Annotated in this window: 19 protein-coding genes; 11 read left to right on the top strand and 8 right to left on the bottom strand. The window is 39.8% G+C overall.

Annotated elements, in window-relative coordinates; all coding sequences use genetic code 11:
• Positions 1–35 precede the first annotated feature (35 nt).
• Positions 36–818 (bottom strand): prohibitin family protein, encoded by a 783-nt coding sequence (locus DI077_RS17695; protein ID WP_109021593.1) that lies wholly within the window; start codon positions 816–818, stop codon positions 36–38.
• Positions 819–874: 56 nt separating this feature from the next.
• Between DI077_RS17695 and DI077_RS17690 the strand changes: the two genes are divergently transcribed.
• Genes DI077_RS17690 through DI077_RS17675 form a run of 4 tightly spaced genes read left to right on the top strand, consistent with a single transcriptional unit; the run spans position 875 to position 6,156 of the window.
• Positions 875–1,366, top strand: coding sequence for an ankyrin repeat domain-containing protein (locus DI077_RS17690; protein WP_242935272.1), 492 nt, complete (start codon positions 875–877; stop codon positions 1,364–1,366).
• A 47-nt stretch (positions 1,367–1,413) separates the two neighbouring features.
• Positions 1,414–2,016: a tetratricopeptide repeat protein gene (locus DI077_RS17685; protein WP_167837201.1), complete on the top strand. Its 603-nt coding sequence runs from the start codon at positions 1,414–1,416 to the stop codon at positions 2,014–2,016.
• Positions 2,003–3,061 (top strand): ABC transporter substrate-binding protein, encoded by a 1,059-nt coding sequence (locus DI077_RS17680; protein WP_109021591.1) that lies wholly within the window; start codon positions 2,003–2,005, stop codon positions 3,059–3,061. Before DI077_RS17685 ends, DI077_RS17680 begins: the two co-directional genes overlap by 14 nt.
• Positions 3,058–6,156 carry an ATP-binding protein gene (locus tag DI077_RS17675; RefSeq protein ID WP_109021590.1) on the top strand — a complete coding sequence of 1,033 codons (3,099 nt, stop codon included), beginning with the start codon at positions 3,058–3,060 and terminating at the stop codon, positions 6,154–6,156. Before DI077_RS17680 ends, DI077_RS17675 begins: the two co-directional genes overlap by 4 nt.
• Before the next feature lie 8 nt (positions 6,157–6,164).
• Here DI077_RS17675 and DI077_RS17670 read toward each other — a convergent pair whose 3' ends face one another.
• The 6 genes from DI077_RS17670 to DI077_RS17645 are packed head-to-tail and all read right to left on the bottom strand — an operon-like array spanning position 6,165 to position 13,410.
• Entirely contained in the window at positions 6,165–7,103 is a 939-nt protein-coding gene (locus DI077_RS17670; protein WP_109021589.1) for a Crp/Fnr family transcriptional regulator, read from the bottom strand.
• A 42-nt stretch (positions 7,104–7,145) separates the two neighbouring features.
• Positions 7,146–8,696 carry a tetratricopeptide repeat protein gene (locus DI077_RS17665; protein ID WP_109021588.1) on the bottom strand — a complete coding sequence of 517 codons (1,551 nt, stop codon included), beginning with the start codon at positions 8,694–8,696 and terminating at the stop codon, positions 7,146–7,148.
• Entirely contained in the window at positions 8,675–10,777 is a 2,103-nt protein-coding gene (locus DI077_RS17660; protein WP_109021587.1) for an urea transporter, read from the bottom strand. The genes DI077_RS17665 and DI077_RS17660 overlap by 22 nt, the downstream gene beginning before the upstream one ends.
• Positions 10,774–12,108 (bottom strand): alanine racemase, encoded by a 1,335-nt coding sequence (locus tag DI077_RS17655; protein ID WP_109021586.1) that lies wholly within the window; start codon positions 12,106–12,108, stop codon positions 10,774–10,776. Before DI077_RS17655 ends, DI077_RS17660 begins: the two co-directional genes overlap by 4 nt.
• Entirely contained in the window at positions 12,101–13,168 is a 1,068-nt protein-coding gene (locus tag DI077_RS17650; RefSeq protein ID WP_109021585.1) for an ATP-grasp domain-containing protein, read from the bottom strand. The genes DI077_RS17655 and DI077_RS17650 overlap by 8 nt, the downstream gene beginning before the upstream one ends.
• A complete protein-coding gene (locus DI077_RS17645) occupies positions 13,165–13,410 on the bottom strand; it encodes a PqqD family protein (protein ID WP_217351568.1) in 246 nt (81 codons plus the stop codon). Before DI077_RS17645 ends, DI077_RS17650 begins: the two co-directional genes overlap by 4 nt.
• 285 nt (positions 13,411–13,695) lie before the next feature.
• Between DI077_RS17645 and DI077_RS17640 the strand changes: the two genes are divergently transcribed.
• A complete protein-coding gene (locus tag DI077_RS17640) occupies positions 13,696–14,292 on the top strand; it encodes a hypothetical protein (protein ID WP_109021583.1) in 597 nt (198 codons plus the stop codon).
• Between the two features lie 222 nt (positions 14,293–14,514).
• Positions 14,515–16,224, top strand: a complete 1,710-nt coding sequence (locus DI077_RS17635; protein ID WP_109021582.1) for a methyl-accepting chemotaxis protein — start codon at positions 14,515–14,517, stop codon at positions 16,222–16,224.
• Positions 16,225–16,691: 467 nt separating this feature from the next.
• On the opposite strand, the gene DI077_RS17630 is transcribed toward DI077_RS17635, so the two are convergent.
• A complete protein-coding gene (locus DI077_RS17630) occupies positions 16,692–17,276 on the bottom strand; it encodes a TetR/AcrR family transcriptional regulator (RefSeq protein ID WP_109021581.1) in 585 nt (194 codons plus the stop codon).
• Between the two features lie 148 nt (positions 17,277–17,424).
• Here DI077_RS17630 and DI077_RS17625 point away from each other — a divergent pair, with 148 nt between their 5' ends.
• The 5 genes from DI077_RS17625 to DI077_RS17605 all read left to right on the top strand — a co-directional run bounded on the left by DI077_RS17625 (position 17,425) and on the right by DI077_RS17605 (position 23,857).
• Positions 17,425–18,165: an SDR family oxidoreductase gene (locus DI077_RS17625; protein WP_109021580.1), complete on the top strand. Its 741-nt coding sequence runs from the start codon at positions 17,425–17,427 to the stop codon at positions 18,163–18,165.
• Positions 18,166–18,203: 38 nt separating this feature from the next.
• Positions 18,204–19,358 (top strand): hypothetical protein, encoded by a 1,155-nt coding sequence (locus DI077_RS17620; RefSeq protein WP_109021579.1) that lies wholly within the window; start codon positions 18,204–18,206, stop codon positions 19,356–19,358.
• Between the two features lie 195 nt (positions 19,359–19,553).
• The gene (locus DI077_RS17615; protein ID WP_109021578.1) at positions 19,554–20,342 is read left to right on the top strand and encodes an alpha/beta fold hydrolase; all 789 of its coding nucleotides are present in this window, start codon (positions 19,554–19,556) and stop codon (positions 20,340–20,342) included.
• Positions 20,343–20,345: 3 nt separating this feature from the next.
• Positions 20,346–22,424: an ATP-binding protein gene (locus tag DI077_RS17610; protein WP_109021577.1), complete on the top strand. Its 2,079-nt coding sequence runs from the start codon at positions 20,346–20,348 to the stop codon at positions 22,422–22,424.
• Between the two features lie 320 nt (positions 22,425–22,744).
• Positions 22,745–23,857, top strand: coding sequence for an MBL fold metallo-hydrolase (locus DI077_RS17605; protein WP_109022161.1), 1,113 nt, complete (start codon positions 22,745–22,747; stop codon positions 23,855–23,857).
• Positions 23,858–24,289 lie beyond the last annotated feature (432 nt).

The following is a 24,289-nucleotide window of genomic DNA, read 5'->3' as shown; positions in this document are numbered from 1 at the left end:
TTTCACTATTTCCGAATAGAATTATATTCGTTCGTTTATTTTCCTTGTTCGGTATTCACAATAATCGGCAAGCCATCTTTTCCGCTAGGAACCAAAATCAATTTGTTATTAGGATTGTCCAAAGCTTTCCATTGAATGTATTTCGGAGTTAAAGACTCGCCGATCGCTTTTTGCGCTTTTGACTGCGCTTCCGCTTCAATTAAAATCGCCTTTGCTCTTCCTTCTGCAGTGATGGCTTGGATCTCTGCATCTCTTTTTGCAATATTGATTTCGAACTTCATTTGTTCCTGTTCTTGCTGTTTGGTGAGTTTTGTTTCGATTGCTTTTAGAATAGAAGGGCTGTATTCCACGTCGTCGATAATTACATCATCTATATCGACATGTTTGTCCTTCAGTTTTTCCTGTAGGGACTTTTTGATTTGGATGGAAACATTCGGTGTTTCTTTGGAAATGGAAACCATGTTATACGCTGATAGAATATTTCTAATCGCGGTTCTGAACTGAGGTTTTACCACCTTATCGTAGTAATCCGTTCCGATTTCCATTTGTAATTCATAAAGTTCCAGTTCTTTGGCACGGATGATTAATTCCGCAGTAACGTTAATCGTTAGGTCATCCCTTGTTAAAACTTCCACTTTTTCCTGGTAGGATCTCCATTGGATGGAGTAAATGTAAACACTGTTCCAAGGAAGATAAAACTGAACTCTGGATTCCAAAGGTTTTTTTCCAAGCCCGTTCGCATAAGGTCTCCACATCAACCCTACTTCTCCGGGATCTATAATCGTAATACAACTCGTCTGAATTAGGATCAGAGACATAGCTACTAGTTTAAAAAATTGTCGACACAACATATATTTTTACCTATCCTAAAGGAATGAGACTTTCTTTGATTTTGGACAACCTAATTTCTATTTCACGCGTTTTATTATTCTCATTTTTACTCTTGGGACAACAAAATTGTATGGAAGATGAAAATGTGAAACGACCTGGTCCAAGCCTAGAGGCTCGTTTTTTTCATGCGGTTCATGACAGCAATGAAGAACGGATAGAGGCTTGTTTGAAAGAAGGAATCAGTATAGATAAAAAAGATTCTTTGGGAAATTCCGCAATCATACTTGCCGCAGACAAAGAAGACAGATCTCTCGTTCAATTTTTAATTGGAAAGGGAGCAAATGTGAATGTAAGAAATATTGCCGGAGAGACTGCGGTCTTTCGCTCCGTTTTCCGGGGAAATTTGGAAATTCTAAAACTATTGGTTGCTGCCGGTGCGGAGCATAAAATCAAAAATGTTGAGGGACTGAGTGCAACGGATTTGGCGGAAGATAGAGGTGAGGAAAAGATTCTACTTTACTTGAAAAAGCTTTAATTGTAAAAATTGATCATTCTAGCAAGAAATTTCTTTCAGGAATGATCATGAAAAAACTCTCCTTACTTTTCTTTGTTTTATCCTTATCCACTAGTTCTCTGTTAGCTGATTCTATCACTGATTCTTACCAACTCGAGGCCAAAAGAGATTACACCAAAGCTTTGGATCTTTTGGAAAATCTTAGCAAAGAAAATCCCGGAGATTATTTTTTACAGCTACGAACCGGTTGGATTGCTCTTTTGAAAGGAGATTATACAAAATCCAGTTCTTATTATCAAAAAGCAACGTTGATCGAACCGAATGCGATTGAACCTAGATTGGGTAGTATTCGTGCCAATCTCGCTCTTGGCCAACACAAACAAGTCGAGGTGATCTGCAAAACAGTTCTTAAACAGGATAGTAAAAACTATTTTGCCCGCAGTACACTTGCTTATTCTTATTATGTGATGGCGAATTTCAAAGAAGCGGAGAAATATTACGAATCTATTGTTGATGATTATCCCGCAGATACGGAGATGTTGATCGGTCTCGGTTGGTCCCATTTAAAACAAGGGAAAAAAGGAAAAGCGAAAGAAGTATTCGGTTTTCTTACAAAAATCATTCCAAACGAGGAGAGAGTGAGTTCCGGCGCATACTATGCGAACAATTAAGATCTTTGTTTTATTTCTATTCATAATCGGTTGTAGTGAAACGAATTTAGACTCAAACAGGATTCGATTGGGCGTCCCTCCTCACTCGGGATTTTCCCCCGTTTTTATAGCATCGGAAAAAGGGTTCTTTGAAAAACAGAAGTTAGACGTTGAATTGGTGATTAGCGATAATCCTGCAGATCTTTATTTGGAAAAAAAAATAGATGCCATCTGCTCCGGTTTAACTGAATCCATTTTATTTTTTTCCGAAGGCCACCCCACACAAATCATCTATCGTTTCAATTATTCCCTTTCCAACGATTTGATCGTATCTTCGCCAAAGATTAAAACAATCCCGGAGCTTCGGGGCAAAAAAATTGCATTCAACGGAGTGAATACTTCTTCGCATATCTTCGTTATGCAGTTGTTAAATAAGAATGGAATTCGAGAAGGAGAATACTCTTCTTCGAATCTTCCTTTTCCAAAAGTTTGGGAAGAATTACAGAAAGGGAACATACAGGCAGGTCATATCCGGGGGATGGATATGACCGAAATCAAAAAACAAGGATTTAATATCATCGCTAGATCTGCAGATGTTCCGGATTTGCTTTCCGATACTTTGAGTGTTGATAGCAAATTCTTGAAGAATCATCCTTCTTCCATTCGAAAACTCGTCTCTGCCATTTCGGAAGCAAGGGAATTTTATTATAAGAACAATGAAGAAAGTTTATCCATACTTTCCCAACGAATTTCCAAATCGGAAACTGAAATTTCGGAAGAGTTGAAGTCCGTTCGATTTTTAACATTAAAAGAAAACAGCCAATCTTTATTAAATCCTGATTCGGAAACTGCACAAACTTTTTATCCGGGGGGAGGAGGTTCCGGTTTCGCACAAGGTCAAACCGGTTCCATGATGAATTTTGCTTCCATGGAAAAAAGAGGAGCACTTTTCATCGCAGGTGAATCAATCATTGAATTCCTAAGAGAACGCGGACAATTGTACCGCATACCGGATCTCAAAAATATTTTTGATGATCGTTTCGTTCAAGATAGAGAATCCAAATGAAACTTTCTCATAAATTATTTTTAGTATATCTGCTTTTTACTTTGGCAATCCTTCTTCCCATCGGGATTTTCATTTATTTTTCCGCTATCGGTTTGGTGGAAAAACAAATTCAATCCTCTTTAAATGAGAAAGCCAAACATATGTTAGATAAAATGGACCGTGTTTTGTTCGAACGTTATTCTGACATGCAAACGATTGTTTCAGATCCTGTGTTTACTAAAAAAAATTCTAATACTTCCGAAATTACACAAAAACTTATCTCTTACCGTAACCAACGTAAAGTTTATATTTCTCTGTCTTTTTACGACAAAAATTGCATTCGAAAAGCGGATACGATAGGATTTTCCATTGGAGAAAAATGTTCAGACTCACTATGGACCAAGGAAGTTTTTTCAGACAACAAAATCAGCATTGCAAGTGATATACATTACTCAGAAGAGCTTGGCAAAAAAGTAATCGTATTTGCCGCGCCGATTTTGAATGAAGCCGGCGCCTTACAAGGAGCAGTTGCCGCTTATATTTCCATCGGAAGATTGCACCAAATCATCAGTAACGATTTGGAAGAGGAAGAAAATCTATTCATTGATTTGGTTGATCATGACTCCCGTTCTATTTATTCCAATCATACGACTTCTCTGGAAAAGGCGGATTCCAAAAGAAAGGAAGAGAATATTTTAAGAGAGGATAAGGATACGATTTTTGCCATCGCTGACGAAGAAGGATTTTTGGATTTTACCGGAAATAGATGGTCTCTTTTTTTGCAGTATCCGAAAGAAAAAGCATTCGAGCCGATCCGACTCATTCGCAACCAAGGTTTGCAAATAGGTTTTTTGATTATAACGATTTCCCTTTTTCTGATTTATTATATTTCAAAGAAATCGATCAAACCCCTTATGGTTTTAAAAAATGCCGCTTTCCGCTTGGGGCAAGGTGATTTGCAATCGAGAGTTTCTGTTTCATCTAAAGATGAAATCGGAGAATTGTCCCAATCGTTTAACAGAATGGCAGATGATCTAAGTCGTAGTCTGGAAGAATTGGAAAAACAAAATCTGGAATTGGAAAAATTGGATAAATTAAAAGATGAATTTCTTTCCAATACTTCTCATGAATTGAGGACTCCTTTGAATGGAATCATCGGGATTGCAGAGTCCATGATGGATGGTGCCTCAGGGGATTTGCCCATCCAAGTGAAGTCAAATCTGAGAATGATCACTTCCAGCGGGAAACGATTGGCAAGTTTGGTAAATGATATCTTGGATTTTTCCAAACTCAAAAACGGAGAACTCATTCTTCAGAAAAAAGCAGTCGATTTGAAATCTTTGGCAGAGATGGTTTTATTGTTAACTTCTCATCTTTCTACAAATAAACAGATTACATTATCAAATGAGATTCCTGATGATATTCCTCCTGTCTTTGGTGATGAAAACAGACTCCAGCAGATTTTATTGAATTTGATCGGAAATGCCGTAAAATTTACCAATCAAGGACATATCAGTATTTCGGTCTTATCACAAATCAAAAATCAAATAACGGTTGTTATATCTGATACCGGGATTGGAATCCCGGAAGACAAATTCGAATCCATATTTCAATCCTTTGAACAGGTAGATGCATCCATTTCCAGAGAGTATGGTGGCACGGGACTCGGCTTAAGTATCACCAAACAATTGATAGAGTTACAGGGAGGAAAGATATGGCTTTCTTCCGAATTGGGGAAAGGAAGTCAGTTTTATTTTACGATTCCTATTTCCAATCTTCCTGTGGAAGAAGGTCTAATGCCGCCTCTTGCCCGTTTTCAGGAAACTCCTGTTTCCGGTGATAATATAAAAAACATTCACTACGCATCTACCAAAGACCGGATCAATATATTGATTGTTGATGATGAACCGGTCAATTTGCAAGTTTTGGAAAATTATCTTAATCTTGCTCATTACGGAGTTTTAAAGGCAAACAACGGAGAGGAAGCTTTGAAAATCCTGGAACAGGAAGAAGTAAATCTGATTCTTTTGGATATAATGATGCCTAAGTTATCCGGCTATGATGTCTGCAAGACTGTTCGGTTGACCCATACAAGCGGTAGTCTTCCTATCATTATGTTAACCGCAAAAAATTTGGTAAACGATCTCGTTTACGGATTCGAATGCGGAGCCAACGATTATATTGCAAAACCGTTTCAGAAAGAAGAACTTCTTACACGTATCCGAACTCATATTCAGATTTCCACCTTAAACAAGTCATACGGTAGATTTGTTCCTCATGATTACCTTCAATTTCTTTCCAAGGAAAGTATTATCGATGTAAATCTGGGTGACAATGTTGCAACGGAGATGTCGGTGATTTTTTCCGATATACGATCCTTTGCCACATTATCAGAAGGAATGACTCCTCAGGAAAATTTCAATTTTATCAACGCATATTTCAAACGTATTTCTCCCAAAGTGAGGGAATACGGAGGAATCATTGTAAAATACGTCGGCGATGCAATCATGTCCGTTTATAAAAATGAAACGGAACGGGCAATTGATTCGGTGATCTCTCAATTGAAGGAGTTGGAAATATATAACCAGTCAAGAATTCAAAAGGGATATTTACCGATTAAGACGGGTTATGGGATACATACAGGTTTTATGATGCTGGGGATGATCGGAGAATCCCATCGAATGCAGGGAGACGCATTTTCGGATCATGTGAACCTCGCATCCCGTTTGGAAGGACTTACCAAACATTACGGTGTGAATGTGATTTTGAGCGCGGATATTGTGGCAAAGTTCAAAGATAGTTCCCGCTATTCAATACGTTATTTGGATCGCGTGCGGGTCAAAGGTCGAAAGCAAGCGATTGAAATTTACGAATTGATGGATGCCGATGAACAGATATTACGTGATAAAAAAATGAATCTGCGCGATGATTTCAAAAAGGCGATTAACTTCTATATGGCGGGAGACATGAATTCCGCAATCAGAATTTTTCAATCTTTGAACGAGCAGATTCCGGAAGACAAAGTTTTCCAGGTTTATTTGGAACGTTCCAAAGAATTTTCCGTTTTTGGAATCCCCGAGGATTGGGATGGAGTTTATGATATGAAGAGCAAATGAGTTTGTTTTTAATGCAAACTCATCTCCAAAATCGTCATAATTTCCTTTTCTATTTTATCAAAACTTTCCAAACTCTGATTGGCTTTTTCTTCCGGAGCCCTTTCTTTTTTATTCATCTCCGTGATCGCATCCACTTGCAGATCTAAAAACAATTCATTGATGGCTAAAGTCCTTTCCGCAAGTTTCTCGGCGATCGACAATGCGATTTCGGGGGAATGATGTAAAAAACCTTCCACTTTATCCAATTTGATTTCAATCAACCTTGCATCCGTTTTTGCAATGACAGTGGCGTTGGAAGGTTTGTTTCGCAAGATAGCGACATCGCCTAAATAATAACCTTCTTCGTTTTCTACAGCGATCGTTTTTCCGTTCTTAACAATATCTAAAGTTCCGTTCACTAAAATATACAAAGCCGTTGGAAAATGATTTTGAGTCAGTATCTGTGTGCCAGCTTTGCATTCGATCATGTAAGGTTTTAGAAGATCCAAATTCAATACTACGGAAGTAGGTTGAGCCGGCTTGTTTTTTTGATGTTCTTGAAAACGTTTTACAAGTTCGGGCCGGTAAGATTTGTCCAGTAAGTAAGAGAAGGTGGAATTTAATTCGGCCAATCGATCGGCCATTTTACGAGCCAAAGCAATCGCCATACCAGGGCTATGCGAAAAAAGTCTGACTACATTGGAAGACTCGATTTCTATTACGACTACGTCGGTTTCCGTTCTGGTAGTGGCGCTCGCAGGAGTTTTGAGTAAGATACCGATCTCCCCGATATAGTCTCCTCGTTTTTTGATCTCGGAAACCTTTACATTATGGCGAAAAACACTGAGTCGACCGCTTAACAGTACATATAACGAAGTGGATTCCTGCCCTTGGACGATTAAATCCAAACCGCCACGACATGTTCTTTGAAGGGATTGTAATTTACCCCAATCTGTTTGATCGTTCATTATCTCTTCCTATAAATGATTTCATATGATTGCTAAGCTTATCTAAAATATCCAAGAGAGACTCAATCTAACACTATCAGATACGGGCTTCTCATTTCGAGAGTCAAGCCAATAATCGCGGTTGTATTGCAGTTGAAGACTTATACCATTATACTTCATTCCGATAAAACCGTAACCACCATTCAACATATCCATTCCGGTATACACCCAAGTTTCACCCATCATAGGTGTCCTGGCAGTGCCGACTCTTCCTCCGATTCCGGTAAAAAAATATCTGCCTTTATAACCGAACTCCTGTTGGAAAAATCCGTACCCTTTCGATTCTCTCGTTGTCTGGTAAGTCGTAGACAAAGGATTTAAAGACAGATAAACCGTTTCATAATATTTAACAGACATTTGTTGCCCAGTGGCGATGGAGTTGGAATAAAATCCGTCGAAGAAAGGTATATAAAAGGCCAAACTTGCTTGCCCACCTTTACTTGTAGGATGGGAAATTCCCGTTCCTGAAAAGGAAATCGTATAATAATCAGTATAACTGATACCTGCCTGGGTAGAAGTTCCTCCGTCCAGGTAAGAAGTATTGGATTGCAATACATGAGTGGAGGCGAACGTATGAAAATGTTCAGACAATTTGTAAGTGATTCCTCCGGAATATTTTTGAGTTTGATAATCCTTTGCGCTTAACAATTGATCCAGATAATACAGATTGATCGGAAGCGTCAGATAATTTCGAATTGTGGATTGAGGAAGAGACGTTCTATATTGATTGTAACTGATCAGACTGAGCGGGTCGAATAAATAATTCTGAACGCCTGAAGAAGAATTCAAATTCTGAGTTTGTTCCGCGGAAGCGCCGATTCGAAAATTCCAATCATCATTAGGACTATAAGCTATATTGATTCCTCCCTTTTGTCCGCTTCCTAAAAAATCAGAACCTTTGAATTGAAATCCGGTTGCTTCCGGTGTAATCGCTATATAAGGTGTTAAGTGGGTGTTCGCAATGGAATATTGGATTCCCGGATGGTTTGGCAATAGTTTATCGGCTTCTTTGAAAAGAGAAACCGACTCTGGCAGGTTTCCCAAATAATATTCGCAGAGTCCTTTTTTCCAAAGAGAATAACCGTCTTTTCCGTGTTCTTTGTGCAATGAATTATAATGATTATAAGCTTCGGAATATTCCTGCAAAGCATAGTATGCCTCTGCGATTCTAAGTATAGCATAATAATTATTTGGTGAATCTTTCAGGATTTGTTCTCCGGCCTCGATGCTTTCCTTGTATTTTCCTCCTGCGAGAAATGCCCACTGGATTCCCGATAAGGAATCCAAATTGGGTTGAATTTTATAAGATGTTCGGTAATCTGCGAGAGCAAAGTCATAATACCCTAACATCATATTCGCATAACCTTTGTACATCCAAGCAACCGAATCATTTGGATTTCGTTTGATTAAACTATCCAAAACATAAACAGATTTTTGATATTCCGATCTTTCCATCAATTGAATTGCTTCTGTGATCGCTTCTGCAAATAATGAAGGCGAGAAAATAATTTCTATCATCAAAAGAACAAAGACTAATTGTTTTTTAAAATCCATTCATTACCCTCCTGGCCTTTGATTCGAATTGTTCCCGGTGCGTTCGAGCCGGGTATCAGTTCCAATTCGTATAAAGCTGCATTCGATCTTCCGGTGATCAATGTATTCAGAATCACTTGAGAATCCTTAACGATCAATTTGCCGGACCAAGTATGTCCGAATGTGTCGCTGAAAGGATTTACCAAATCTTTGATTACTCGAATCAAAGGGTGTGAAAAATGTTTATAAGAAATTCGATCTTCCCAGTGGCTTTGATTTCGAATGAACGGAACCCGGTATGTGGATAGATAAAAGAAAAAAAGTCCGGTATTTTTTTTGCCTATATAATCCAAACAAGTGAATGAATCGACGGATGTAAAAAAATACAGTCTATTGTTGTTATCATCTTCCAGATAACGGTTTCCCAATAGATCCAAGTGAACTTTCCAATTTTCAAAAATAGATTTTCGGTGATTATTTGTTAGTTGAACTGAAATCGATCCCCCTGGAGGAAATGTGAAAAAATTTCTGAGATTGAAATCCGTCAGAAGATTGCCGATTGTTTCTCCTTCTTTGGGAATCGAATTGAACCGGATTTTCGGTTCGGGATCCGTTTCTTCCTGATAATGAGTGAACGAGATGGGTACGGTAACGCTTCCGATTTCAGGATTGGTTTGAAAATGCAAATGGATATGAGGTTCGGAACTTCTACCTGAATTTCCTGCAAGACCAATCTTTGCACCGGCGGAAACGATATCACCTTCCTTCACGGAAATGGAGTTGTTCTGCAAATGGGAAATCTGTGAGTAGAGAAAGTTTGAATGTTCTATCAGAACCAAGTTTCCCCAGTTGTTTTTTGTATCGACCGTGCCCGGAGAATTGTCTTCCAAATGATGAATCACTTTTACAACTCTTCCTGCCGCGGGAGCGAGAACCGTCAGTCCGAACGTATAATAGTCATTAAGTGAAGATCCGTTTCCTTTTTTCGTATTTCCATTCTGGTCTACAGCCATAAAATCGAGACTTTCTTTCCAGGAGTCTTTATGAGTAAACTTTCCATCATAACCTTGTGTGACTTTCCATCTTCCGGTAAAAGGAAGCCTGATGAGTAGCCCGCTTGATCCGAAACGTTTTCTTCTGGTTTTGTAATAATCCAAATTCTTTTCCGGGGAACCGGGGTGAAAGTCTACGATTACGAATTTTTCATTTCTCAACAATCGGGAAACATAAACGAACAATAATGTAACGGTTGTAAAAGGAAGTGCAAAAACAGGTATATTGAACTGGATGAGAAATATTTTTGTAAAAGAAGCAATCAGCACACTTACCAATGCCGCAAGTCCTCCCAATACAAAAGTGGAAGGATTCGGTATCAGAAAATATCCGCCAACGGCGATGGATGTTAGTATATAATTGAAGCCGATATTTCCGAGGGAAAGATCATTCGCATTTCCACCTAACGCTGTATGAAAGAGCAATCCTATCCCAAATCCGATTATTGATAAGATGAAAGAAATCCTACTGGAAATTAATAGTATGATTGCGATGGAAAGGCCGGACCAGGGACTGGATTGGAAAAAAATCCCTCCTAGACTTTTCAAATAATACAATACATAAAAAGGAAGCTCGGGAAAGAATTTGTCGTAAGGAAAAAGATAGGTCTGTTTTTCGTTCAAGTTTTTATAATCGTAAAATGCCAGATATAGAATGATACTTACGATTACAAACGGAATGGATAAAACGGGAAGTCCGTAAAAATAAGAAAGAATGTATTCCAAGGCAAGGGTGACGAAAACCAAAAGCACAATTGCCGCAAACAGCAATAATATCAAATTTATATCTATCGAGTGATACAGACTTACGGACAAACCGACAAGCAGTCCGTTGAATCCGTACAAACCTTTTTTGATTCTCTCCTGATAAACACCGAGTAACAATGCAATGGCGTTGGAAAATAAAATCCCCAAAAGCCCGGTGATGGCGGCATCCGGATGGAAGAGAGTGGAAAAGAATATGGCAAGACCGATATAAGGACTACCGCTGAATAAAACGGTAGAGTAGGCACTCAAAGTGGAAGTAAAAAAAGTACGGATCAAATTCACGACTCTACTTCCATTGCATTGATATCATCGGTTGTTTCTCTTCGCCGCATTTGTTTGATCTGCCCATTGGTTTGAATGAGCACTACGGCCGGTCTCATTTCTATAAATTGCATCCATTGGGTTACATTATAAGCTCCGACAGGATGGATGAGTAGACTTTCTCCCCGCGCCATATTGGGAAGTATGCAAGTCTCTCTTACTATATCGATATTCATACATAGAGGTCCGTATAAGATCACCTCTTCAAAATCTTTCGAATAATCTTTGATAGGTGAAATATTCAAATCGTACCAAGTGGAAGTATAAAGTAAATTGACTCCTGCATCCAGAATCAAAGCTCTTCTTCCCGTAGGTAGGGTTTTTGTTCCGACTACTGTGCTTGCCAAAAATCCCGACTCATCCACCAAGGCGCGACCGGATTCCAAGAATAAGGAAGGTGGTTCTTCCGGAGAAAACGCATCGTAGAGAGCGGAACAAATTGCTTCCGCATATTGATCGAAAGAAGGAAGTAGAGATGCCCCGGATTGATATATATTTTTCAATTTGTTAGCCGAAACGAACCCACCTCCCAAATCTATGTACTGCATGGGTTGCCTGAGATCGTCTCTTAGTACTTTATAAAATTTCGAAATTTGAAGAGCAGCTTTTTTATATGCAGACGGTTCCAGCATGAAAGTTCCTATATGGGAATGAACTCCCGTTAGGTTCAATTTTCCTCCGCTTTCCGCAATTTTTGTCGCCGCTTCCAATGCGTGACCAGATTCCAAATTGAATCCGAATCGACTCCAGGTAGGATAACTTCCCGTATCCATGGAGATGCGAATGGATACATCCACTTTGCGGCCCAATTCATCTGCGATTTTCATCAAGTCTTTGATTTCATCCAAATGATCCGCATGGATTCTTGCTCCTTCTGAGACCGCGAGTTTCAAAGCTTCATACGGTTTGTAAGGCCCATTGAAGATGATTCTATTTCCGGGAATCCCATTCTTTCTCGCTTTTTCGTATTCGAAAGCGGAAACTGTTTCCGCCCAAAAACCTTCTTTATGAAAAACCTTGCAGATATCATTCAGATAATTGGTCTTATATGACCAAGTGGGCTGGAACATGGGATACCTGGATTCGAATGCTTGTTTATAAGCGGCGATTTTTTTCCGGATCGTAGTTTCCGAAAAAATAAACAAAGGGGAGCCATATTTGTTCAATAAGTCTTCCACAAGGATTCCATCAATGGAAGAAACCGTTTCAGGAGGATGAAAGCCTGCAAATTTATTTGCTGCGCCTAAATGTTGTTTTTTGATGGAAGGACGCAGGTAAACTTTTTTACTCATAAGAACTTTCCTTTTTAGGATCGACTAACTGACCGTATACTGTTAAAGCTTCAATTTGTTTCATGGGAATGATTTCATCCCAACTGTGCCGGACAAATACCTTACCGACTTCATAGGAAGAGAAAGAAGGGATCGATTTTCCCAAAGCCATTTTTACCAAAGCATCCGGTAGATTTTGCCCGGAGGCTGTAGCGAGGTATACCCAAGCGGGAAAGCGGGGATTGATTTCGAGAAGATACATTTTTCCCGTTTTGGATTCTATAATGAATTCCAACTCACATCCTCCGTGCCAATTGATGAACTTTAGGATGGAAGTGGAAATTTTTTTGACTTCTTCATTTCCGATCGTAACTCCCGCCCAAGCTTTTCCCTTATCCGTTAGGAAAAGTTTTTTCATCACCACTCCGCCAACCAGCTCACCCTTGTTAGCTAAAGCACAAATGTTGCATTCTTCTCCCGAGATATATTTTTGAACAATGACAGGCACTCCCCATTTTGCAGAAATGGAATAAAAATAACCGGCAGCTTCTTCGTAATTACGTGCATAGAAAGCTTCATAAAAAATTCCTTTCATAAACAAAGGAAATCCGATCTCATCGGTTGCCTGTCTGAGGGAGGCTATGTCTTGGATGGTTCTTGTTTCGGGAAGCAGTACTTCGGTATCTTTTAAGGATTCGCTGAGATAGGTTTTATCTCTGGTATGTAATTCCTTTTTTCCGGGCAGTACCATTTTGATTCCCATTTGATCTAACTCATGTTCAATGGCGATATAATTATCAAGTTCCGAATCGAGAGTGGGTATGATGACGTCCATTTGATAATCAGAATGGATTTTTTTGATCCGATCCAAAAGAACTCCAGGTCCTGCGTTGGGGTAGGGAAACAAAAATGAATTTTCCAAAAAATCGGTCATAAAATTTCCGGGTTCCAAAGTTCCATAGGCAAAACCGATGAGTCTAGGATGGAGATCGGATTCTTTCAGAGAGCGAAGCACGGGAACCCCGGGGCCGGGACTGTCTACGGCATTCATCCCGCTTACGGCGATGAGAGGACGTTTCATTGATACAGTCCGAGTTCCTTTAGGTGAATCATGGTATCGGAATAGTCTCTTTCCAATTCCTCGGCCCCGACTTCATATTCTTCCAACAGGAACCGGATGATTTCCTCTTTAGATTTTTCCTGAATGAGGCATCGAACAATTGTTAAAGCAGTTTCATTGAAAATAAACGTATTTCCTGTTGTGGGGTCGAAAACAAATCCGTTATCACTCAATGCTAAGTTTTTCAGTGAACCGATGCTCATTCCTTTTTCCTGTCGTATCGAAGATACCAACGGTGCTAAATTGAATCAAAGTCCAAAAGATGACAGTCAATTTTTTGCAAAAACAATGTTCCTTGCTTCCCGACGGTCCGAAATTCGCAGTAAAGCGGCACGAGCCGATAGGCTCGGACGAATTGAATCCGAATTGACAAACTTTCCCAAATGCCTTAATCTTTTCACTCTGATGTCTTCCCTAATTTTCACATTGATCTTCTTTTATATTTTGGGACTTGTTCTGGTTCACCGGATTGTGACCAGAGGTAAACTATGATACTCGGTCACTATGCTACGGCATTATTACCTTATAGCAGATACAAACGATTCCCCTTTTGGGTTCTTTTGGTAGCTGCAAATGTTCCGGAATTTCTTTGGTTGGCACTTGCAATGGCCGGAGTGGAGGCGACATCTCCTTCTTCTTTGTTGGATGCTACTTTCCAAAGCCTGAAAGTTCAAATGACCTACAGCCATAATCTTATCCCTGCGATTTTACAAGGATTAGTTTTCGGCGGGTTGATTTTCGCCGTTTTTCGCAATAAGGGATTTGCTTTGTGGTGCGGTTTTCTAGTCGTATTGCATGTATTATGCGATCTTTTAGTCGGTTTCGAACACCAGATTTTGTATCCGAATTCACCGGTCATCTCCTTGAATTCTTATCTGTATTTTCCTCATTTGGCGATTCTATTTGAATTTTTATTCAGTCTGGCTTGTATTTTCTATTATTTTCATACGGAAAAAAAATCCGGCAATCCGGTTTCCAAAAGGAAAGCAATTCTGTTGATTTCCGTGTTCTCTATTGGGATTCTGATGTGGTTGCCTTCCGCTACCATTCCTCTGAAAGATTTGATTCAATTGATCACCTCCTAGAGTTCAATTTGTACGATTGTGCACCTTTTCTAGGGACATAATTTTACAAAATGAGAAAAAAACAGAAAATAAAAATACGGTAAAGCCTCGAAAAAAAACGTATACATTATAAATAAAGCCTTCGGATGAAAGTTTTCTTTCATCCGTATCCGTGCTAAGATGATTCAGTAAATAAATTATTGAATCGGCTCATTTCCATTCGATCAAAGGTATACGATATTCATGAAAACAAAATTAAGATTTTATTATTTCATTTCTTATTTCCTATTCGGCTTTGTTATCCTATTCGGAAACGGTTTGTTATTTCATAACTTACTTCCCCCCAGCGAACAATCAATAGCTCTTCCTATGAGCCTGTCTTTTGCTTTTATGACTTTGGCTTGTATGGTCTTCGCTTATTATTCGGGCGGTTCCCTTTCCAATACATTCGCAACGATTGAAAATGCATTTCGGGAAGCGAGTAAAGGTAATTTACAAATTCATATTCCTTACAAACCGAAAGAATTGCTCGCAGAGTTTTACGAAAACTTTCACAGAATGCTGAAAGGCCAAAGCGAATTGATCCAACATTTGAGAAATTCCGTTACCCATTTGGCGGATGATTCCGAAAAAATGAAAAGAGTCGTAATTGAGTTTGCAACCAATCTCCAATCTCAATCTGCTGCCACAGAACAAGTGTCAGCTTCCATGGAGGAAATTTCTGGAGCCGCAACTTCTATCTCCAGCTTTTCCGGAGAAAATTCAACCAGTATGGCCAATCTGGTAGATGAAGTGGAAAAACTTTCGGAAGCTATGGACAAAACCGGCACGAATGTGGAAGGTACGCTTTCTTCCTTCAAACAAATTACGGAAAAAGCCCAGGCGGGAAAAAGTTCTCTTCAAGAGATGAATGCGGCTATGGACAATTTGTCCAATAGCTCCAAAGAAATTACCAAGATGGTAAAGACCATTGCGGAAGTGAGTGAGCAGATCAATATGCTTGCGTTAAATGCTGCAATCGAAGCGGCAAGGGCGGGAGATTCCGGAAGGGGATTCGCTGTCGTTGCGGAAGCCGTTTCCAAGTTAGCGGAAAGAACAGCGAGCTCCGTAAAAGGTGTCAACGAACTGGTGAAAAAGAATCAAAACGATATGGTGCTCGGTATGGAAAGGATTGAAAAAACAACGGGACAGATTCAGGAAATCATCGGAACCATCGACAAAGTTTCCCATCAAATGGAAGAAGTTCACCAAGCTTCCAATGCACAAAGGGAATTGAGGCAAGCAGTTTTAAAAGAAGCCGGTTTTGTCCGCAAACGTTCGGATGAAATCAAATTTGCCGTTTCAGAACATAATGCCGCTACGAATGAAGTTGTAACATCTGTTAGTTCTATTTCCCGGTTATCGTTCAATAACTCGGAAAGTAGCGATTTACTCACGGCAAGTATTTCGGGTATTTCCAATACGGCCAATCAATTGAGATCCATGGTGGAACTTTTCAAAACTCTTAGTACGACAAATACTTCCGCCAAATCAACGATTGGAAGCGAAAGAGACAGCGCTACGCATCATCTCGAATTCCGTTCCAATATAGGTAGTCTGTATTATGTGAAAGATAAAAATCTTTTAGAGGTTGTTTGGACTCCGGATTTCACGGAAGAGGGTTACAAAGAAATTTTATTAAAAGGTCTTGATGTCATCAAAAAATACGACATTACCAAATGGATGGCGGACACAAGAAAAATGGGCGTTGTCAGTACCGGTGCGCAAGACTGGGTGAATGAAGTGTGGTTTCCGCAAGCAATCGGTTGTTCTTTGCGTAAGATTGCCATTGTCATACCTGATTCCGCTTTGGCGGCCATGTCCATTGATGATAGTACTCTTAAGACCGGCAATGTTGAGCTCAAAACACTACCTTCCGTTGAAACCGCGATGGAGTGGTTGTTGAAATCCTAAACGCTCGATGCTTCACGCTCGTTTTCTCGGGACATCCTGTCCCGAAGAAAACGCTCCGGCATCCCTGCCTCCGCCGCCGCGAGAAGCATCTCGCTTGCTTTTAAGAGTAGAATATTAGGATTTTTTTAGTAGAGATGATAGCGGATGTTAGGCGCCTCGGATTTGTTAGACGATAAGGACTTAACGAATCGCCGACCGAGCTCTTCCGCGACTCCGCCTTTCGGCTTCGGTCCTTCGGACGACGACCATTCGGTCGTCCCGCTTCGATCTCTGGCGCAAGGGTGGTTTCGTAGGAAATAGTAAGGCAAAAAGGCGAACTTTTTTCGATAAATTTCAGGAAAATGCACAGAAGATTTGCCAATTCGATTCGAATGTGTTAGTTGGAACTCATTGGGTGGCGGGTGGTTCACCCCTCCCTAATCAGGGCGGGGATATACAAATCAATCCTTAAAAGCCTCACCAAATTCTTACCTCTTCTTCGTTTCCAAATAAGAAATCAATTCTTCACCCATAGCAATCAGAATGGATCGTTGTCCCGATAGATTTTTTGCAATCAAAGCGCCTTCTAATGAAGTTAAGATAAATATCACAAGTGTCTCCGTGTTCACCGTTTCTTTTAAGCTTCCTTCTTTTTTTGCCTCTTCGGCGATTTTAGTTAATTTTTGAATCCAATTATTGTAAGCGGTTAACGCTTTCTTTTTTAAGACCGGATTACCGTCATCGTTTTCCACCGCTGTGTTGAAAACTGGACACCCACCACCTAATAATGATTTTGTTGTAGTGAATATTTTTATAAAAGTTTCAAGCTTAGAATATGACGTTTCACATTCTTCCAAGACTTCCATTTGAATTTTGGAATTGTATCTGATAGCATAATCAAAAGCTTCGCAAGCAAGTTCCTCTTTGCTTGCGAAATGACGATAGATCCCACCTTTTTCAAGTCCGGTCGCTTCCATCAAATCCGATAGAGAGGCATTATGATAACCTTGGCGGTTGAAAATAGGTGCTGATTTCTCAATGATCAACTGTTTTGTAATTTCTCCTTTTTTCATTTTTCCCCCTTCCTTCCATACTAAGTCCGATTTTCACTTTCTCATCACATTTTTTACTCGGCGTAAAATTTGTCTTTACAAAAAAGACCGATCGGTCTCAAAAGGAACTAGGAAGTTTGCAGTAGCGTAAAAACTTCCGGGAGGAATCATGAGATTCAAAGATAAGGTTATTTTAATCACAGGCGGAAATAGCGGAATCGGTCTTTCCACGGCAAAACGATTGGCTTCCGAAGGGGCGAAAGTGGCGATCACGGGAAGAGACAAGGATGCCTTGGATAAAGCTGTGAAGGAACTAGGTTCGAACAGCTTAGGAATTGTCGCAGATGTAACTAAATTGGAAGACTTGGATCGGATGTACATTACCATCAAAGAAAAATACGGTAAATTGGACGGGATTTTTGCAAATGCCGGAACTGCCGCATTCATACCTATCTCGGATATCACGGAAGAATCTTACGACCAATTGATGAATACGAATGTCAAAGGAGTATACTTTACTTTGCAGAAAGCGATTCCTTATCTACTACCTGGTTCCGCCATCGTGCTGAATGCATCCGTAGTCGCGAGTAAAGGAAATGCGGGGACAAGTGTGTATGCAGCTACCAAAGCCGCGGTGAGATCAATGGCCCGCACATTTTCCGGCGAACTTTCCCAAAAGAATATTCGTGTAAATGTTGTTAGCCCTGGCCCGATCGAGACTCCTCTCTGGAAAAGAGGAATGACCCCGGTTCCGGATGAAGCACTTGCACGAATTGCGCAAGGAGTTCCGATCAAAAGATTCGGAACTGAAGAGGAAATCGCGGCCTCGGTAGCGTTTCTTCTTTCGGAAGATTCTACTTATATATACGGAGTAGAATTGAATGTCGACGGGGGAACCAGTCAGATATAGTTTCTTCTTTTCATATAGCAATTATTAGGTGGTATGTCATGTTGCGTTTATTGGTTAAATTACCGATTCTTCTTAGTTTCCTATTTGCATTCTCGATTTATTCCGAAGAAAAGCAAAGCCCGAGTCCGATTTCAGGATCGAATCCGGTCGTCGATTCCGGTTCCGTAAAACAAGAGGAAAAGAAACCTGAGTTTATTTTTAGCCAAGCATTAGCAAATGATGTTTTCATTTTCGGAAACAGCCTTTATGGAGAAAGACTAAGTAGAAGGAATAATGAAGAGTATCAGACCGTATCAAACGGTCTGATACTCGGGACCTTTGTAAATTTTCTAACACCAATCACCGGACTGAAGGTAAACCTTGTAGTAGCAAATCCTTTGACAGGAAGGAGCAATACGGATAATGACTTTTTCTACCAATCGAGTCCTGGAGGAAAAGACGAAACCGATAAGGTGGTTCGATCCGTTCAAGGGAACCAAGTTGCTTACGATTTAAATCAAATCAGGCCTAGGAAAGAAAACAATGGATTGAGAGATTATTTTATAGGCCAGATCGGTTATGAATGGAACACTTCAATCGGCCAGTTCTCCACCGGTTTTTTTATCATAAATAGCAACAATTATCCAACTAACACAAGTGCAATGAATTATACATTCGGTTGGAAACCGAACTTTTTAACCGTTTTGAAACCGGAACTGATTTCCAATTATAGAATTTCATCCGAGACAAACGGACTGAATCAGGGAAACAGCCATCATAGACTCGGTTTTAGCCATGAATTTGATCTATCGAAAGATTGGAAACTGACTCCAGGAATTCAAACCGGATTTCAGTATTTTAATAATAATACCGATCGCAGAACAGGTGTAACAGACATTACCACAAAGGTACAGGTGAATTATAGTTTCGTAAATTTCAGTATCAGCGATGTTTACAGGCCTTCTCTCTTCCTGTTTGATAACGATCGTACTTATCCTAAACCTTCAGGAGTATCATCCGACCAAAATCCGGAAGATGGCAAAGTCGCAGACCCCTCCAAGATTCACGGGACAACGAACCAGCTTGCAGCAGCCACGATTCAATCGTTATCTTTGGATCCGATTACGAAAGATAGTCTTATCAATTCCTATCAGCAACAACATCTTCCGAAACACCATATCATATTTAATTTAGGTTATATGGCAAAATTTTAAAAAACCGGAGATTTCTTTGTTCAATCATTGACAATTAGGTTTTGCCTGATTGTCAAAAAATTTCTTAGGCTAATCAGTTCAAATTTCCAATTGAAAATTTTAGCCCTTATAAATTATTAAAATTACGGGCCTTTATTCGATTCATACGAATGAAAACATAATTTACTCCCGTATGATAAGTAAGCTGGCGAACTCATGCAAAAAGCAAAAAATTTGAATTTAAAGATCGTTGGAAACGGAAAAGAAACTCTTTTACTGGGGAATGGATTCGGAACCGATCAATCGGCTTGGGATAAAATTCTTCCTAGTTTGACTACTGATTATAAAGTGATTTTATTCGATCTGGTCGGCTCGGGAAAGACCGATCCGAAATTATACAGTCCGATTCGTTATTCCAGTTTATTTGCTTACGCGGAGGATTTAATCGAATTGATTTCTGAAACACAATCCGGTCCGATAACTTATGTTTCTCATTCCGTCAGCGGAATGATCGGTTTGCTTGCTTCCAATCGTCGTCCTGAACTTTTTAAGAAATTAGTTTTTATCGGTGCCTCACCTCGTTATTTGAATGATAAAGATTACATCGGTGGTTTCACTCAAGAAGCTTTGAATCAATTATATGCAGCTATGGAAACCAACTTCTTCGGTTGGACTGCCGGATTTGCCCCGATCGTAATGGAAAATAAAAACAATCCGGATCTTGCCCATTCTTTCGAATCCACTTTAAGGGAGATTCGTCCGGATATCGCATTGTCCGTGGCGAAAACTATTTTTCAATCCGATCACAGACAGGATTTGCCTCATTGCAAACATGAAGTTCTGATCATTCAATCCGCTTCCGATATTGCTGTGCCTGTAGAAGTGGGAAAATATTTAGAAAAAAATCTATCTAACGGAAGATATGTTCAAATTCAATCGGAAGGACATTTCCCTCATATCAGTGCTCCGGAGCTTGTAATAAAAGCTATGGAAGGATTCATTTAAACAATGTTAACTTCTTCACTTGAAGAAGTTGTTTTGAAGTTTTATATCGATTCTTCAAAACTATTTTCTTCTTCCGATTCAAACAAAAAGGCCGATTTTTTTCAACTTTGTCTCCGGATTTTAAAAGCCGATTATGCTCTTTTATTTGAATCTTTGGACGAACATTCGGTTCAATTGGTGGAATCGTTTCCTGAAACCGTACTACAGCAAAAATTTACAAATCCTTCGTTATTAAAGAAAGCTTTCGATGATGAAGGTTCTTCCGTGGGATACTTTCCTTTGGAAAAGGATTCGTTTGTCACTTTAAACTTCGATGCATTACAGGAACTTTCGGTTATTTCCGCCTTCGGAGTTTCTTCTTCCAACGAAACCTCTTCCGAAAGAAAAAATGTCGTCTTATTCTGTTATACGAAAAAAGATTTGGTTTCGAAAGAGCTGTCTCAAATTGCCAAGTTGATTACTCCTAGAGTCGTTGAAATTTTAAAGAATGATCAGAGAGAAATTTCTTTTGCTTCGACTAGCTCCCGTTTGCAATCCATTCTAAAGACAATTCCGCAGGCGATTGTTTTTGTCGATACAGAGACGGATATCTCTTGGATCAACGAAAATGCTGCAAAACTATTTTCTTTGAGCCCCGGAGCACATCCATCTTATAATATATCAGAGGCTATGCGGAATATTCTCACAACCACTTCCAATCTTCCCGAGATAAAATCCGAAATGGCCATAGGTCTTTCCGATCCTAATAATGAAGGATTTACTTCGTATTGGATTCTGCATATGCCGGAAAAAAAAGTTTATCAGGTACAGTCGCAAATCATACGCGGTAGGAAATCTCCGGGACGATTATGGTTATTTGACGATGTTACCGCAGTTCACGCTCATAGAGAGACCTTAACATTATTAAATTCAGCTCTTCGTGAAAAAAGCGAATCAGTACAAAAAGAAAATTTAGCCAAAACCGTATTTGTCTCCAAGCTCAGTCATGAAATTCGTACTCCCCTAACGGGAATTATTGGGTTAACCGAATTATTATTATCTCAAGAACATAAGACTGAAATTGCGGAATCGTTGGAATTGATTCACAAGAGCGGACTAAATCTGTTAAAAACCATAAATCATTTTCTAGATTTCTCGAAATTGGAAATGAGCAAAATGGATTTGGAATCATTGCCTTTTTCACTACCCGATTTGTTGAGAGATTTGCGAAAACTTCTCGATACGGAAGCTAAAAAAAATAACAACCGCATTCTTTTGGACATCCAGAAAGATTTCCCGAATTCGATTTTAGGTGACAGTTTGCGAACAGGACAAATATTTACAAACTTGATTGGAAACGCCCTAAAATTTACCAAAGATGGAACAATTACTATTCGCATTAGGTGTGTTAACCTGGACCTTTCCAATATTCGAATTCATGCACAGGTTTTAGACAATGGCATCGGGATTTCCAGTTCCAAAATTGATTCTATTTTCGAGCCGTTTGTTCAAACCGATGTTTCCACCACTCGAAATTTCGGTGGCACGGGTTTGGGTTTATCCGTGACCAAAAATCTGGTTTCACTTTTTGGCGGCTCTATCGAAGTTAAATCCGAGGTTGGTTCCGGAACGGAATTTTCGTTTTATTGGGATACTGAAATCGCTGAAGAAGATTTGGCGAAAAAAGAGATCTTGGATAATCCTCAAAATGATTCCAAAGATTATTCCGACTTATCTGTGCTAGTTGTGGAAGACAACCTGGTGAATCAACAATTGATTTCCAGGATCCTTGGAAAATACAAGATCACTCCTTTCATCGTTGATAACGGAGAAGAAGCGGTCGAATTGTCTTACCATAACAAATATGATTTGATTTTTATGGACATCAACTTACCGGGAATAGACGGCTTTGCGACCGCGGAAATCTTACGAGGAACTACGAACGGTAATTTTGCTAAAATTTACGGATTAACGGCAAATGTTGCTTCGGAACTTTCGAAAAAATCTTCCTTCCGTTTTATGGATGGATTACTTTCCAAACCATACGACATCAAACAGATAGGGGAGATGTTGGCAAATTTACTTAAAGAAAGAAAGTCTTAACAACATTTTATCTATTTTTCAATCTTTGTTTTTTCAAAGCACCATTTGATTTGTCATAAAAGAATTTATTCTTTGTTATGTGGGCGAGTCCCCGACATATACTATTAAAAATTCATTCGAACGGTTGCATTCGGGGTCGGGCTGCTCCGGGCTCCGCTAACGCTGCGGTCGTGACCGACCAAGCCCTCCGCATCCCTCTCGCGGTTTGGTTTGTTCGCACTCAGTCGCCTGGCCATCGATTTTTTATTCTTTTCTTTCCGACCAAATTCTCTTACTTAAAAAAACAGTCTAAAAGGGAAATACAAATTGGAAGTCATTTTTTGAAACAGATCGCATTCCCTTTAATATTCCTTTTTACACTAATTCAATTTCATTGTCGCGCCTTTGGTAAAGATCCTTACGGTGTTCATTTGGATAGGATAAAAACTTCTCCTCAATTTGACCGGGAACGAGAACAATTCGTAAACCGTAGGCCTGATGTTTTAGAGAAAATGAGAGAAAACCAAAGTTACTTTTCTCTTGTATTCAAATTTTTATTTGGTGGTGATAAAAACAGAAGGCCGGACTTGAGATTACCGGAAGAAAAACCTGACTTTGCAGAGTTCCTTAAGCCGGATGAAAGCATTAAGTTTATTTGGTTCGGACATTCCACCTTTCTTGTGAACATAGAAGGGCAAATTTTATTTTTTGATCCGGTGTTCTCCGGATCGGCAGCTCCATTTAGTTTTATGGTAAAACGATTTCAAGATGCAGTAGTTAAATTGGAAGAGCTGCCCCCTATTGATTATATCATAATTTCGCATGACCATTACGACCATCTCGATATGCCTACGATCGAATTTTTCAAAAGTAAAAATACGAAATTTATCACTCCTTTAGGAGTCACTTCTCATTTGAAAGAATGGGGCATTACGGAAGATCGCCTAACTGAACTTGATTGGTGGGAGAATTTAAATGTTGGTAAAATAAAGATTGTTTGTACTCCCGCACAACATTTTTCAGGAAGAAGCGGTATGAATGGCAATCATACTTTATGGTCTTCTTGGACAGTGATCGGAGAAAAAGAAAGATTCTATTTTAGCGGAGACTCGGGTTACGATGTGCACTTCAAAAATATCGGCGAAAAGTTCGGACCGTTTGATTTAACGTTCATTGAAAATGGACAATATAATCCGATGTGGGAAGCAGTTCACGTTCTGCCTGAACAAACTGCCAAGGCACATTTGGATCTAAAAGGGAAAAGGCTTGTCCCGGTGCATTGGGCAATGTTTGATCTTGCTTTGCATAGTTGGTATGAGCCAGCCGAAAGTTTAGAAAAGGAAGCGAAAAAACATCAGATCGATTTGTTAACTCCCAAATTTGGCCAGCTTGTCAAACTAAGAGAGCCAAACGCTTGGGAACGGTGGTGGAAACAATTCATTGGGAATGAGTGAAACAAAAACGTTACACACTTCCTGCTCTTGCTCACGTAACTTCCTGTTACGATTCGCAAGCTTCGGCCGTCCTTGGCCTCGCCACCGCAGGAAGTGCTTCACTTGGTTTTGAGATTGTTGCTTCGGCCCTACCGCCTGTCGGCTCTAGCAAGCCTCACGTGTTCTCACCCTTCGGGAAACTTTCGTTAGATTATGATGGAATTTCGTTGGTTGGAAAAAGACTTTTGCGGGCGAAGGGGCTCGCCCTCTCCGCTACTCGCCATCGTGGCTCGTTGCGCTCCGAGGCGTGGTTTGCTCGCACTCAGCCATCCTGGCTTCGTGTCAAAAAACCTTCGCTCCTATTGTCGCTTGGTTTTTTGGGTCGCAATCCACCCTCTCGTTCGTTGAACGAGCCGTCGCTTCGGCTTGGCCGCCTGTCGGCTCTAGCAAGCC

The sequence above is a fragment of the Leptospira kobayashii genome (assembly GCF_003114835.2).
Lineage (GTDB): Bacteria > Spirochaetota > Leptospiria > Leptospirales > Leptospiraceae > Leptospira_A > Leptospira_A kobayashii.
Note: the sequence above shows the minus strand (reverse complement) of the source record. Positions and strands in the feature narration are given on the sequence as shown.